Raw genomic sequence first — 16435 nt, 5'->3', positions numbered from 1 at the left:
TCAGGAGAACTTATCCTGTACTTGCGCCAAATGATAGTAACCCAACTGCCCGAAGCGGCGAAGCTGAGGAAAGGGGATCTTGGGCAAAGGGCGCTGGAACAGGGGTAAATCAGGCACGGTGTCTTTCATTGCCAGTTGCGCTAGTCGATAGGCCGCCTGGGAGCTAAACGATACGCCTGAGCCACAGTAACCTAAAATATATCCAACATTGTCCTCAAAAAAGACATGGGGCATATCGTCCAGAGCTGCGGCAATATAACCGTGCCAGTAATAATCATGTGCTATACCTTCGAGGCATGGAAAACACTCTGCAAGTGCTGTTTTGAGGTGAGCCAGGTACTTGGTTTTGTGCTGATCTTTGGCAAAAACTGCGCCTCGTCCACCAAACAGCAGGCGGTTATCTGGCAGCAGTCGGTAGTAGTACTTTAGCCTGCGCGTATCCATTACTACCTGATGCGTCCTCAGGCCTGTTTGTGTCAGCTCATCCTCGCTGAGCGGGCGGGTAACAAAGATACTGCTGAGGATAGGCAGGTAGCGGTTATCGATTAAAGGATGGCTGTGTTTGTTGTTATAAGCATTTCCAGTATAAAGCAGCTTATCTGCACTGATTTGCTGATCGTTTACACTCAGCGTGTGGCGCTGACCGTGTTTAACCTGGCTGACCAGGCTCTGTTCAAACAAGGTAACACCGGCTTTAATAGCCATGTCACGATAGCCGAGCAGGAGTTTGAGCGGGTGCAAACCAAAGCCATTCTCGTAGCGCATGGCACCATGGGCGTGGTGATTCAACATAAACTGCGCGTCAAGTTCTGCCTTGCTGAGCAATTGGCTGCTTTCACCGCCAAAATTATCTGAGATAAACTGCGCTGCACTTTGCAAGTTGGCATAAGCCTGAGCATTATGCGCTATTTTCAGATAACCCGATGCCTGTGCATCACAGTCGATTTTGTGTTCATCAATGAGTGACCTGACTCGGTCGACGCCACCGTGAAACTCATCGTAAATGCCACGGCTAACGTCCAGTCCCCATCGTTTTGCATAATCGCCATAACCAAGCCTTCCTGAGCCCGGCAAAGCAAAACCGGCATTGCGGGCACTGGCGCCAAAGCCCACCTGATTGGCTTCAAGTACACACACCTTTTGCTGATAGTTTTGAGCGAGATAGTAAGCACTCAGTAACCCTGTAAAACCACCACCTATAATGGCAACATCAAAGTGCTCTGATGTTTGTGGGGCGCTCAGGGCCTCAGGTAAAGGCTGTGTGGCAGCCCAGTAACTGGGGGCAAACGGCTGGCCCTGACAATGGGGGGCGTGGAGTGGATCAAAAGCGTGCATCAGAACTCCAGTACCATTTCAGCGGCCTGACAATGACATTCTGTGTCGCAAAGAGGACATCGATACCCTTGATACAAGGTAAGATCTAACCAGCGATCGTTGTGCAGCTTGATTAGTTTACCCCCCGCTTTGGTGAAGTACTTCACGGCACCATTACCGGGGCTTTGCTGCCAAAGGTGCGATACACCTGCTTTTGCGCCTTGTTGTTTCAGCACTTCGACAGACGCTTTAAGCAATCTGGGTCCAATCCCCTGTCCCTGCGCATCCGGGTGGATCGCAATACATTTAAAGTACGCCATATGCTGCTCATCCACTGGCCACAATGTCGGGGTGCACCATTTATCAATAGGCCATTGACCGGCACTGTATGACGTTCTGAACCCGACCACCTGATTTGATTCATCAATGGCAACAAATGAGGCATTGAGCCCATGCTGAGTGCCTAAGTTATGCATCATTTTGATGCCGTCCAGATCCAGGTAGTTCTCGCCATGTACCAGGTTGCCAAGCTCGATAACTGCCGGGTAATGAGATGTGTCGAGAGGGAGAATTGAGATCATACGCTACCGCCAATAGTCATTTACAGAAACACCATTTTGCAGCATTTCTCAAATTAAAACAAAGTCGTTGCAAAAAAACTGAACAAAATCGGTACGAAATTAGTTCGTTTTATGCCCAGGTGTTGTTGACAGCGATGTCATCTTGGTAATAATTGTGACAGCAGTGTGTCGAATGAGGTTATTACGGTGATCTTAGAAGGCAGGCTGTGCAACATAACGATAACAACCTAAATCTGGGGGCGTATGATGCACCCAAAACACAACAACATGTAAAGGATGTCCTATGAATAAACTTAACTTTGTCAGCCTGGCAGTGGCTGGGTGCCTGAGTGCCCCGGCACTGGCGCTGAATGTACAACCTGACCCGAATAATACCGGAGCGTATCTTATCGATCGGGCGGGTCTTGATGCTGCCGAGGCTGCGCTGACTGCCGACCCTATGTATGCGGTTTGGGCAAAAGCGTTACAAACTCGCAGTAATACCGTGGTGGACGCGATTGTTCCGGGCGCGGCCAGTAACCCGGACAATGTGAAACGCGTAGAGCGGGTATTTGGCCAAAGCGAATGGGATTTTCTGACTCAAATGGCTGCGCCAGAATACACTTATACGCGCTTTTTGCGTGCAATAGGTAAGTTTCCGGCGTTTTGTGGAGAGTATACAGATGGCCGCAATGCAGACGCCATTTGTAAAAAGTCTATCGTCACCGCGTTTGCTCATTTTGCACAGGAAACCGGCGGTCACATTGCGAAAGACAATGTGTCGGATAACCCGCTGAGATTAGAAGAGTGGCAACAAGCCTTGGTTCATGTGCGCGAAATGGGCTGGTCTGAAGGGCAACCTGGCTATACCACAGGCTGTGGCCAGAATGACTGGCAAAACCGTCGCTGGCCGTGTGCCGACGGGCAAGGGTATTTTGGGCGTGGTGCCAAACAGCTGTCTTACCACTTTAACTATGGCATGTTTTCTGAAGCCATGTTTGACGGTGATGCGACCGTGCTGTTAAACAATCCAGCACTGGTTGCCGACTCCTGGCTTAACCTGGCCTCTGCAATCTGGTTTTTCCTGACACCACAGGCACCAAAGCCGGCCATGCTGCACGTGATCGATCGTACCTGGGTGCCTTCTCAGACTGAGCTGAACGCCGGAATTGGCTACGGCTTTGGCACCACAATCAACGTCATTAATGGCGGTATTGAATGTGGTGAGCACAACAAAAATAAAGGCCAACCGGTTAATCGTATTCGTTACTGGGAGGGCTTATCTCACTATTACAATATTCCGGTAGAAAGCGATGAGGAAAACACCTGCTGGCAGCAAACGCCATTTGGTAGCTTGAATCTGGATGGCGCCGGTGAAGTGCTTTACACCAACTGGGAAGCAAACTGGGAGTATTACGCAGACCGTCCCGGTGGCTTTTCGTTTGAATGTAAACTTGTGGGTTATCAAACGGCTTACTCTGCGCTTGTCGAAGGTGATTACGAAAAATGTGTCACTAACTTCTATGGCTCTCACACTGGATGGCCCGCTGTGACTGTGGTTGATAACCTACCGCCGCCGGATGACAAACCACCTGTTGATAACGTGGCTGCATGGGAGGCAAATAAGGTTTATCTTAAGGGCGATAAAGCCAGCTTTAATGGCAAAGTCTATGTAGCAAAGTGGTGGACTCGCGGTGATGAGCCAAACGGCACCGGACCCTGGGAGTTGGTGACGGCGGCACAATAATGTCTTGTCGGTCGGGTATCAGGTTTACTGTCTGACGCGTAATGTAGCGAAAGACAGTATGCCGCTCCAGAGGCTTTATAGTCAACTATGACCATGTATCTCAATAAATAACTCCGGTATTACCTATTGAGATACATATTGGCTGCAAAAGCTAAATTATAATCAGAGCTTAACTCCCTTTATGGTTCTTTCCTACTCCATAATCGGCTTTGGCTGAAACTCTGGTTGTACTATTCCTGTATCACGACAGATATACATTTTGATTATTCATTCTTCTGTCCTCCTAACACTTAGAGCCATGCGAACAGCGCAAGTTATCATATCTGGATTGGCTTTAAATTACTGACCCAATATCCCGCTCAATCGTAATTCTTATTTGGTCTTGGTAGTTATTTCCCTGTATTGGTACCAAATGCTTAACGTTATGTGAAAGTTTGTATACGGCTTGTTGTTTTGAAAATGAGTTTGATCGATAATCGCGCAAATTTTTTTATGGAAGTTGGCTTATGAGCAACTCAGTGCGACTGGCAGCCCTATTGTTTGTCTTTTTTCATTCTATCTCAAATTCTTACGCCCGGGATTTTGAACAGGCATATATTCTTGTCAGTGTTGGTAAAATTCAAGTCCCTATTCCAGTTACAATTTTGCCGGCCAGCTCAAAATTGGTTACTTTGCGCGAGACTGAGTCTGGGTATGAGCTAGAATGGTCTCCAATCGACAGCACTGAGTTTTATATTGTAGAGCAGTTGGTCAATGGTCACTGGCAGCAGGTTGGAGGCGACATTACGGCGACCAGGCTTACAGTAACAAATAAACTAGGCAGCAATTTCAGAGTAACGGCATGTGGTCGTTATGGTTGTGGAAGCGCGGCGATCCGCAACAGCATTGTTGATGGGCCTGTTGCTGTGAAACGCTTTAGTTCATCATCAGATCAGGTTTTGCAGGGTGAGCAGACAACGCTTAGCTGGCATACCAGCAATGCAAGTAACGTGTACATTACAACGAATTTTGGTCAGGTCTACCGAGGTTTGCCAGCTGTCGGCTCTATGCGGGTAAGCCCACATGACTTTGGCATTTATACTCTGAATGCCAACGGGTTTGGCAGCAGTGTGTCGGTCAGTGCGACTGTTGTTGTAGAAAAGCCAAGGGCGTTGGTAAGCACGCCACAAACGGCATACCTTGAGCCATTGCGTAATAAGGGGTTTGATGTTATCGGCAGAACCTTATTGGAGCTCCCTTTAGGGGTGGTGTTTAGCACGCATGATGAGCACGTTGCCTTAGTCAACAAGTCGGGAGATATTGTTTGGCGTAGGGAGGTCGACGGTGTTGTGGCAAACCAAGGTCATTTTAACGTGTCTGATGGAGTGTTGAGCTTCAGTGTGAGCAAGCTTGATGGAACCGGGCGGCTTTGTTCATTAGATGTTAATACGGGTAATAACTTTAAGTGCATCGCTACCGAGTCACCTGCCATTGCCAAACCCTTTATGCTCGATGTGGCGAGCAGCAGCTTCGCTAGCAGAGAAAACCAAAGCGCCGCTAGTGGTACAGAGCCTACGCAAAAAGTTATTGCTGTTGTAGATATGAATGGTCGGCTATATCTGGCAGACAAAGACACCCTGAACGTTAAACATTCAGCCTTACTGCCCGCAGAGGTCAGACAGCAGAAGATCACTGCCAATATTGCAGCGGAATATGGCACTTCGCGGTTTGTGATGCGGGTATCAAATAACCAGTATGCGGCATTGTCAATTAATCCACCCGATGATGGCTGTCACAACTTATCAACTTGCACCCGCTCTGTGATGTCGGTGTTTGGAATGGAAGACGACGAGCCCGCGGAGCCTGTCATAAAACTGGAGTGGTTCAAGGAGGTTGCGCGATGAAGAAGTTACTTCTAATAGGTTTGTTATTTGGGGGTATGGCTCAGGCCAATGCCGATGCAACGGTTCCTAAAGCTGATGAGTTGGAAGGGGTTACGGGTACCAACTATCTGGAAAACCAAGGGGTTACCTTACAGTCGTTATACAGCGAACGACCATGTGATGTCCATGGAGCAGGGCTGGATCAGCCTTCACAGCTCACTCCTCAGGGAGGATGTGGCGGTGGTGGAGGTGGCCTAGTCGCAACCGTACCGTATATCTCTTGTGATATCAAAGCTCCAATTACACTGTTCCGAAATGAGGAAGCGCGTGTTCGTTTTCATTCGGATGCGTGGAATATTGTCAGGCAAATGAGAGGTAAAGAACCTATCTATTGGAGTAAATTGTCAATAGGATTCAATGGTCAGGAAATAAAGACAAGTATACGTACTGCAACCAGAGCGAGCGTGATCTCTAATGCCGTTATTTTGCCGCCACGGACCGGTACATTCACAGCTTATATGAAACACACCATTTCTAAATGGAACAATGGCAGTTGGGAGTACAAACAGACGGATACCTGCGAGCGGAAAGTGACTGTTATAGAGCGCACTCGACCCGTGATCTCCCGGGTCATCCCAACGAATAACCCGCATAACGTATATCAGGGTGACGTGGTAAACATAAAGTTCACTGCGACAGACGCTGCTAATGACATCGCGTCATTCACCTATAAAATTGGCAACTCAACTCATGCGTGTCAGTCAAAGACCTCTTGTGAGGTTAAATATACAGCGCCCTCTGACTGGACAGGGACACAGGCTATTGTGTTTAGTGCTACAGATGCACATGGGTTGACTGGTTCATCGAGCATATATATCAGAACGTTGGAGAGAAACACGGCCCCTGTAGTCTCTCTTTCTGCCGCAAGTAACATTGTTAACCAAAATAGTGAGGCATCTTTTACGCTCACAGCAAAAGACAATGACAATGTTTCAGGCAACAAGCTGAGTAAATTGGTTTTCTGTGCCGCTAATAGCTGTTCAGATATCCCCTTCAAAGACACAAATATCTGTAGCCTGAGTGGCAAACAATATACCTGTAACATTAAAAGAACTGTCGAAAACAACACTAAATTCACAGCCTATGCAAAAGACGGTGGCAACCTGGAGTCCGAGCAAAAAAGCGTTGATATCACGGTGAATGTTAAACCTCACGTTGCAATTAAGGTGCAACCAGGTAGTCATGTTTTTGCCGGGGAAGCATTCACTGTTTACCTGGAAACTCAGTCAAATGACATCAAGTACGCCAGAATTTGTAAAATAGCACGTGGTGACGTAAATACCGATGTACCGCGTGATTGTGCTTTGGATAATAATGGCAATTTGAACCGGCACATAAGCTACAAAACCTGTACGAATGTTACCAGTGGCTGTAGTTGGGCACTCACTGCACCCGAGCATCAGGATACGAGCACATATTATGCTTACATCGAAGATACCATGGGGCTGGCCGATGCAGATAAAATAATGATTGTCACTCGCCCGCCATATGGTATTCGGGTTGGGTCGGGCGTAAGTCAAAATGTTCCTTTCGGAGGAAATGTCAATTTTAGAATTGTGCTCGGTGGATTTAGTAGCACCGCACACACGTTAACGCACCTGCAACTTAAGACGAATGAAGTCGCTCAATCCTACCAGTTTAATGTTGGAGGAAAGACCTACCACGTTGCAAGCGATGGGCTTCTGTCTTCGCCGCTGGCGCTGCCGACAGTGCACGACAATGCGACTGGCGGCACCATAACAGTTAATGCCAGTTGGTCTGCAAGCCTGACCGGAGATGTGGGGCTACGTCTGTATGGGCGTACCAGCAAAGGTAAAACTTCCACGTCAGAACTGTTCTCTACGCGTGTGATACCGCCTGCCCCTGAGGCTGTTTCATCCGTTTCTCTGGATCCAAAGAGTCAAGGAGCTTATCTGGCATCAACAACCCCAGCTGAGTATGCAACGGGATATCGCTGGCGTGAGTATGTGAAGACGCCGGGTAGCGGCACCTTTACCCTTCGTAATGAGTTTCCCCAAGGTGCAACCGTTCTCAATAACACCTATAGCTACGGTTATAGTGATCATGGTTCAAAAGTCAAAGTTTGTGTTGTGGCATACAATGCGCAGGGAGATAGCGGTGAAACCTGCAGTGTTGAGCGCACCGTTGACAACCCAGAGCCGACCCCGAATAAGCCGTTATTCAGCAGTGCTTTTGGATTTGGCTTTTCAGCACCTTATGATGTCACCTGGCAGGCTAATTCAGATGCGCATACTGTGCGTTATATCTTGTATGGCTGGGCGGGAACGGCCGCTCATAAGCCAGCTTCTCCCGTAAAGCTATATGATGGGGCTGCAAATCATTTCAGAATGAATCAGCCGGAGCTTGGGCAATACACCTACCAGATAGCCGCATGTAATTCACATGGGACCTGTGTGGATGGAGCATATCAAACGGTTAGTCACAACAGGGCACTGATCTCCAATGTAACTCGCACAGGTTATTGCAAAACCAGGAACTGCCTTGAGGTCCAGGGGAGTGGCCTGAGCACTGAAGCTGGTCGTTTCAGTATTAGGGCTAAACTTGATGCCACAGTATTCAGTTACAGCGCAACTACGGCGCAGCGCCTGGATAATTATACGCTGGCGATAAACGTGAACGAGTCTGTAATAAGCAACTTTGAAGCTGGCGGCCTGACACTCAGTGCGACTAATGGGGTGAAAAGTGAATTTACACAGCTCTTCCATACTCATGCTGATACACCTAATTCCTCTACGGCTCTCATTGATAATCCCATTGTGACTTCTCGCTCTGGGCGTACCTACACAACGCAGTCAGACAAATTGATTGCGCTGGGTGATGATTATTGGGAGTTTAAAGCGGGTGGCACAGTGACGACGCCTGCACTATTGGATCACGAACAGTCTCCAAATGTTTTTAAAGACACTTTGTATATTGGCTCCAGCGATCACTCTGCCTATGCGGTGAATCACGCAGGTCAGCAAATATGGCAAATGCAAACGCGGGGTCCAATTGAAGCAACTCCCTTAGTATCGAGGGAAGGTGACTTATACATTGGCTCTACAGACAAAGCGCTGTACTCTGTTGACGCCGAGTCTGGGGCGGTGTTGTGGAGCTATGAATTCCCTTACCCTGTAAAAGAGCAGGTAACGCTGGTCGGTGAGGATGTTTATGTCACCATTGAGGCCGATAAGCAGGATCCTAGTGATATTGGCTCTACCATTGTATATGTACTAGACAGAGAAACCATTGGTTTAAATGCACTGCGCTGGGACGATATTGATGGCACTGCGACCTCTAAACTTCGAGAACTACTAGAAGGGTCATCCGTTGGCTGGCAACCCAATGAAAGTCATAGTGGTGTTCAAACCTTAACCCGGCTTTTTTATATTCTGTTTAAGCGTGCGCCGAGCAAAGAAGAACTCACCTTCATGGCGTTTGCGTATAGCAATCAGATCCCGCTGAAGGAAATTATTAATGCGCTTCTGACCAGTGAACACCTGATTGCTGAACTTCCTGGTACGTTGACCAGTCAGCAGTTTGTTGACTTAATGCTTTCCAGGTTTTTCCCGGCTGGCGCACCACAAATTATAGCAGGCAAGACTGTAGCTCAGTGGGCCGCTTACTTGTCACAGGGCGGTAAAAGAGCAGACCTGATCGAAAAGTGGGTTACAACGGCTCAGGTAACAAACAGGCTAACCCCTTTTACACACAGCGTATTGTACTATTTTTATGGCCATTGCTTAGCGGATTCTGATTGTGATCAGAACAAAGTGGCAGACAGTGATCTGGATGGTGTGAGTGACTACATTGAAATTCATGTCGGCTCAGATCCGCAGGATCCAGCAGACGGCATTCGCAAGCCTTATTTGGTTAAATCAGACAATAACCTAGCTGGCTCATTTAATCTGTCGCTAGACAACTTCAACAACAAGCTTACTTATCAGCTGTTTGAGCAAACTTCACCTGATAATCAACGCAAAGAGTTTAAGCTTGATAAACAACAGGTAGCATTGACACGACCAAACGGTATCTATACTTACCAGGCTCAGGGGTGTTTCTCTGCCACCATTGAGGGGCAAGAATATACAGCTTGTACTGCGCTATCTGACAGTGTCACCGTTCATATCACTGACAGCCTTCAGGAGAGCAATGCCGATCCGATAAAACCTGAGGACAAAAGATATGCGATTGCTGATTACCATAGGGTTAGCGACTACCAGTTAAAGCAGTCAGTCCTGCTTTCCAGTACGCCTGGCAACTTTAGGGTGAACGAAAGCGGTGCAGCGACCTACCAGGTGCCTATTGCACTACCGGCTGGTATTGCTGGTAATACCCCAGAAGTGAGCTTGGGATATAGCTCGCAGGCGCCGGAGTCATTGTTGGGTATGGGTTGGTCACTTAATGCAACATCCAGTATTTCACGATGTCGTCAGACCTATGCACAAGATGGACAGTTCAGGGCTTTGAGCTTTGACGAGCACAGCCGTTTTTGTCTGGACGGGCAGCGACTGATCCTACAATCCGGTGAGCAAGGGCAGACAGGGGCTGAGTACGTCACGGAAATTAGAGATTTCAGTGAGATCAAAATTGTTAGTCATCCTGAATCGGGTTTAAAGGCTTTCCGTGTGCGGGGTAAAGATGGCAGTACCAGATACTATGGTGGCACAGAAGACTCACTCGGGCATCTCGATCCGTATGATAAAACTTCCCCTGTGATCAGTTGGATGCTCAGCAGTGTATATGACAATGTCAGTCATTCAGAGACAGGGATCCGCGATAGAGATGGAAAAACTGCAATTAAGTACACGTATGGCACACTTGAAAATGCAACTGCCGACACCAGTACCGATGTGGTTTTACACCACATTGAATACAGCGGTAATAAGGTTGTGTTTGACTACCAAAGTGGTCCGGTGCGCAATGCCTCGTATATCCAAGGCTTCCTGCAACGGCAGTCGGCTGAGCTGACTGCAATTAAAGTGAGAAATCATGAAGGTACGCTGCTGAGGCAATATAAACTTGCATTTGAGCGCGATCGGAATAATCAGGTCAGACAGCTGAAAGAAGTCAAAGAATGTACTTCATCCGGTACATGTCGTCGACCTATCGTGTTTGATTATGAAGCACGCAATAATAACCTTAGTTTTGCAGCAAGTGACGTATTGGCGTGGCAAAGTAAGGTAGGTCACACCTTTGTCGATGTACTGGGAGATGGAAAGCCGGCACTGGCAACGCTTTCTCGCAGCATCATTGATGATAAGGTTTACAACTTGTGTCTGGATTCTGAGCGGGTAGGCCATGTGTGTACCAGTATTCGTCGCAGCCATCGTGCAGAGTATGTGCCTATGGCCGTAGTAGATTACGACCAGGACGGTAAGCAGTCTCTGTGGGTGAACATTAAGGACGACTACACAAGCGAGACAGACACCTACTGGCGTGAGTACTACTATGAGCATGGCGCGATTAAGTGGCGCTCATTACCTCTGACTAAATCCATCCACAGTGGTGGCGGCGGCGGCGGCGGTGATGACTTTTTATTCGGCAATGATCCTGCACTGACTAGCAGCGCCAGTTTTGATTTTTCTCGATCAGATGAATACATGACCGATATTCGCCTGGCCGATGTCAATGGCGATGGACATGCGGACATCATCCACAAGCGCGGTGACAAATCCAAAGACTTTTATGTCAGATACTGGAGCACGAGTACGCAGCGTTTTCTTGCCAGAAAGCGCATTACAGATGGTGCTAATCAGATAGTGGTACCAAACACCGAGGACTCGTATAGTTTTGGCTCTGAATCATTCGAGCGCGTGATCCATCAAAAACTGGACAACAACGCTTACCACACACTGGACTTCAACTTTGATGGCCTGAGTGACTTATTGTCTATGGTATGTTTTGGCAAGTGTGATGATGTAGAAGATATTGATGGTTTTGTATTGTATCTGAATAGCAATCATTCCAATTCAACCGGGAGCACTTACTTTGAGCAGGCAGTTATGCGCAAAGTGCGGGCCAAGCACCTGATGCCGATAGATTTTAACGGCGACGGCTTAGTGGACCTGATTTATTACGATATCACACGCAAGTACTGGCAGCTTGAGATCAACACTTCTTCGACCAGTGCAAGTGATAAGGATGTACTCAATGTGAGCTTTACCAAAGTTCATGAGGTTTACGACAATAAAGGTGAAGTTCGCCCGCTGGCAGCTGACCTGGACCGGAATGGTCGAGTGGAGTTGTACTTTAAGCAGCGCAGCAGCACCAGCTGGCAGCGCTATGACTGGGATCCGGCCGCACTTACCTTTGAACGAACCGATCACACGCTCGAACTGCCAGAGTTTGACCCCAAAGAGGGAGAAGGGGTTTACTTTGCTGATTACGATTTTGATGGTATTACCGACTTAATCCATCATGGTAGTGAAGGCTTGCAGGTTAAGCTTAACCACTTTGAACGTTTTCAGCAGGGCCTGCTAACGTCTGTGACACAGGGCTTTGGTATAACGACGTCGATAGAATATGGCCTGATGAACGACACCAACCTGTACACTAAAGAGGCTGGTGATTCAGACTTGCCTGAATCGAGGTTATCAATTCAAACTCTGGTTGGGGCGATGCCCTTGGTAAGAAAAGTCACAACCGATGCCCCCACCATGTCGACGCCTGACAACAAAGTCAGTGTGAATTATCACTATGGGGGTAACCGTGTCCAGTTTGGTGGACGAGGCTCACTGGGCTTTGCGAATTTAACAACGAGTACTGAAAAAGACGGCAGTATTTTTACTACCACGACTCAGTACAACCAGGGTTTTCCTTTTGTAGGTATGCCACGTGCCACAATTAAGTACGTTAATGATACGCTGATTAGCTACTCATCTAACACTTATTATCACAGCACACCTGCGCTTACAGGCGTGAAAAGTTATCAGGTGTACAACGATAGCGTGAGTGAGTGCCAGGCAGAGATGGATAATAACGACGCTGGCGAATGGAGTATTGCTCAGTTCCGTTGTAGCACCACTAAGACGGTTCAAGATATATTTGGCAACGCAAAATCGATCTCCAATACCACTTATTTGCTCGCCGATAGCGCTGAAGCAACCGCGTTTGTTGAATCTCAAGATAAGTCGCCTTACGCGTCGAAACAGCTGGAGAGTGTGGTAACCTCCAGTAACTTTGGCACTGTATCAGAGCAAAAGCTAGGCCGCTTACAGTGGACGGAAGTGACAACCACTCAGGGTCACAATAGTCAGGAAGAGAGCCTGACAAAACGCTCTGAATTTGCATATTACAGTTCGGAACCGTTAAAAGGCATGTTAAAGCACGAAAAAATCGTGTTACCAGAGCAATATAAAGATACGAATGAAGCGTGCACAATAGAAACCACCACCACGCATGAATATGATGGTTTTGGCAACAAAACCAAAGTGTCGACAGCGCCGACATTGAGCAGCGGCAATGCGCTGGGGTGTAAAGATTACCCTGCACGCGTATCAATCACCAATTACGATGCGCAAGGGCGCTACGTAACTTCAACTGAAAACGGTGTATTTACCGAGCAAACCATAGTGTCGGTGAACAGTTTTGGGCAGCCCCGCCATGTGAAAGACAGTAATGGCGTGTCGACATATTTCTATTATGACGCTTTGGGTGCGCTGGTGGGCAAATACAATGCCACTGGCAGCCAGAGTAAGACGCTCAGGGTTGGGTGTGGTACCAATGATCAAGGGTATTGTGCTTACAGTGAACAAAAGTATGTGAACAACACTCTGGTGGGCACGCAGTTTATTGATAAGTTTGGTCGACCTTATAAAACCATTAAATACGATGTGCTTGGTAAGGGCGTTGAAAGTATCCAAAGTTACGACGCCCACGGTCGCGTGCTGATGTCATCAACGGGTAACCTTAAACCTACAGTGCACAGCTACAATGAGTTTGACCAGCTACACATGACGGACGACCAAAACGCAGGGATTAAAACCACCTACTCGCGTGATGGCAATGTGGCTACAGTCACTCTCAGTGGCGACCTGCCTGGCGGCATACAGAAAAATAAGTCCATTTACGATGACTTTGGTCGTGTGGTGCAGGTGGACGATGCGCAAGGTAACACGCTTACTTATACTTACGACATAAGCGGTAATCGCCTGACGGTTCAGTCCAGTGCTGACAACAACCAGATAGTATCGAAAATTGAGTACGACTATCTGGGTCGTAAAACCAAAATGATCGACAAAGACTCCGGTACATGGGAATATCAGTACAACGCCTATGGTGAGCTGGTGTGGCAAAAAGATGCTCGGGGCGTTATCACAGAGGTTTCTTATGATCAGCTTGGCCGCCGCATATCATCTTCTGTCACCGGTGAGCTAACCAGTGAGTTTGTCTACAGCACGGCCAAGCCACATCAGCTTGAATATGAGCAAATAGGGCAGTGGCGTAAATCCTACTATTATGACGGTTTTGGTCGTGCAATCGGTGCTGTCACCGATCTTGAAAGCGCACTCAATTGTACCGACCACGTTATGCTGATGCCCGGTATCAATGATTTACGGATTAAGGATACCGAGACGGCTCAAGAGCTCAGGGATCCAATCAGCAGTAGCTGCGTGATCCAGCAAACCATTTACGATGGCTATGGTCGCGCTGTGCAGCAGTTTGACGATTACCGCCGCCTGGCCAATGGGGACTATGTTGATGCACGCGGTACCCGGACTGTGTTCCAACAAGGGCGGCCCGTCGCCCGGGTTGAGGCACGTGAAGGTGAATATGGCCGTACTTACTACCGTGTGGCCGCAACCAACGCGCTTGGTCAGGTCACTCGTTATGTCAAAGGTGGCCAGACTATGACCATCGCCTATGATGAGCGAGGCCGGTTGACTAATAAGAGTGCCAGCAATGCCGCAATTATGGCCGAGGCGTATACGTTTGACGGACTGGGCAATCTGACCAGCAAACAAACGGGATACGACAACCAATCCCTGACTTATACTTATGACACGCTCAACAGGCTGCAGGAAGTCACTCACGGCACAAATGTAACGCATGACTATGACTACGATGCTAATGGTAATCTGATCCTTAAAGACGGTTGGGTGCAGGAGTATGGCAAGGCAGGTAAACCGCTTCACGCCATTGCCAGTCGCAGCAGAGTTAACCCGGTGACCAGCCAGTATGAGCAAGAAACCTTCGGGTATGATGCCAATGGTAATCAGACCAGCGTTGACAAAAATGGCAGTCGCTATCGTGACGTTGTATACAGCGGCAGAAATAAAGCAATCCGTATCAGCGCTAATGGTGAAACCGTTACATTTAAATACGATGCCAATAATCGCCGCTATAAACGCACGGACAATGAACAAACTGTTTATTATGTGGGCGCACTGGAGCTGACAACACCTAAGTCGGGTGAGCACACAGCCATCAAGCGATATGTTGGCAATGATGTGATCCAGACCTATAACGCACAAGGTCAGGGCAACCTTAAGTGGTTATTCACCAACTATCAGGGCTCGATAGTTGCGATCACCAACAGCAAGTTTGAACTGCTCAAGCGGTTTAAATATGACGCCTTTGGTAAACAAAGTGAAGTGTTTGGCTCAGACACCGAGCGGCAGATAAACTTCGCTGAAAGCGCAACGCTACTTGGCCACTTGTTTGGTAACGTGCGCGGTTACACAGGTCATGAGTCGTTAAAATTGGGCGATGATAATCGGGTTATTCATATGAATGGTCGCCTGTACGACTCAGGCACCGGCCGCTTTATGCAGGCGGATCCGGTGGTGCAGGTACCCACGAACTTGCAAAACTATAACCGATATAGCTATGTGCTGAATAATCCGATGTCATATACGGACCCGAGTGGATATTTCTTTAAGAAGCTATTTAAAGGGATTAAAAAGTATTGGCGGGTCATTGCGGCGGCTGCAATTACGTACTTTACCGCAGGTGCTGCATCTGGCTGGGCTACAAGCTGGGCTGTAAGCATGGGAATGACGACTTCAGTTACTATCGCTGGAGCTTCTAGCTTAATGTTATCTACAGCCGGTAGTATCTTCGTAGGGGCAGTCTCCGGTGCAATTGCAGGTGCCATAGGTGGTTATGTGGCAACTGGTTCAGGTAAAGGTGCATGGAAAGGTGCTTTGTCCGGTGCAGTGTTTGGTGGTATTGGTAAAGCTATGTTTGCTGCTGAAATTGTAAACCCAGTCGCTCAGATGGGTATTCACGGTGTTGCTGGTGGTATTTTAGCTGACGTGCAGGGGGGTAATTTTGGGCATGGATTTGTATCTGCGGGTATCATGAAAGGTGTGGGTAAGTTTACTCAACAGCTTCAGAATGGCTATGCTGCTACAGTCGTTCAAGCAGTTGCTGGTGGTACCTTGTCAAAGGTGACTGGTGGAAAGTTTGCAAATGGTGCTACGACTGCAGCTATACAGTTTGTGGTTAATGAGTTGCAGAACATGAAGCATAAGTTCTCGTTTACCAAAGGAAAATCACCAGCAAACTACTTTAATGATAATTATAAAGAAGCAGAGATAAAAGTTGGGCAGAGAAGTAAAATTGCAAATGTAAGTATTGAAGGTAAAAAGATAACTTATGACCAACCTATTGGGGTGAGAACTCCACTGATGGTTTCTGTAGATAATCAAGGAGGGGTGGAAGCGTCGGTAGGTTATGGTGTTAATATTAATGATCTCAATGGTGCTGGAGCTAAGGCTTTTTTAAATAATCAGGGTAGCGTAGGTGTTGAAGCTGCTGTGAATATAAATGGTACGGAGAGTTACATTCAAGTGGAAAGCTCTTTATATAATAATGTGATGGTGCATTTAAATTCTTTGGCAGAGGCTATGTTTTTGCAGTCACAGTCCCCAATGAGGAGGTAGGTT

At 47.7% G+C, this 16435-nt stretch carries 5 protein-coding genes; 3 read left to right on the top strand and 2 right to left on the bottom strand.

From position 1 onward, the window contains the following. Entirely contained in the window at positions 1-1335 is a 1335-nt protein-coding gene (locus C3B51_RS14360; RefSeq protein ID WP_125717243.1) for an NAD(P)/FAD-dependent oxidoreductase, read from the bottom strand. Beyond that, entirely contained in the window at positions 1335-1892 is a 558-nt protein-coding gene (locus C3B51_RS14355) for a GNAT family N-acetyltransferase (protein ID WP_130245578.1), read from the bottom strand. The genes C3B51_RS14360 and C3B51_RS14355 overlap by 1 nt, the downstream gene beginning before the upstream one ends. 286 nt (positions 1893-2178) lie before the next feature. Between C3B51_RS14355 and C3B51_RS14350 the strand changes: the two genes are divergently transcribed. The 3 genes from C3B51_RS14350 (at position 2179) to C3B51_RS14340 (ending at position 16432) form a co-directional block, all read left to right on the top strand. Beyond that, positions 2179-3621 carry a chitinase gene (locus tag C3B51_RS14350; protein WP_125717242.1) on the top strand — a complete coding sequence of 481 codons (1443 nt, stop codon included), beginning with the start codon at positions 2179-2181 and terminating at the stop codon, positions 3619-3621. A gap of 506 nt (positions 3622-4127) precedes the next feature. Next, entirely contained in the window at positions 4128-5504 is a 1377-nt protein-coding gene (locus C3B51_RS14345; protein ID WP_125717241.1) for a hypothetical protein, read from the top strand. Further along, the gene (locus C3B51_RS14340; RefSeq protein WP_130245480.1) at positions 5501-16432 is read left to right on the top strand and encodes a PQQ-binding-like beta-propeller repeat protein; all 10932 of its coding nucleotides are present in this window, start codon (positions 5501-5503) and stop codon (positions 16430-16432) included. The genes C3B51_RS14345 and C3B51_RS14340 overlap by 4 nt, the downstream gene beginning before the upstream one ends. The last annotated feature ends 3 nt before the right edge of the window (positions 16433-16435 follow it).

Origin of the sequence: Pseudoalteromonas rubra (assembly GCF_004212645.1) — a bacterium.
Classification (GTDB): Bacteria; Pseudomonadota; Gammaproteobacteria; order Enterobacterales; family Alteromonadaceae; genus Pseudoalteromonas; species Pseudoalteromonas rubra_G.
Note: the sequence above shows the minus strand (reverse complement) of the source record. Positions and strands in the feature narration are given on the sequence as shown.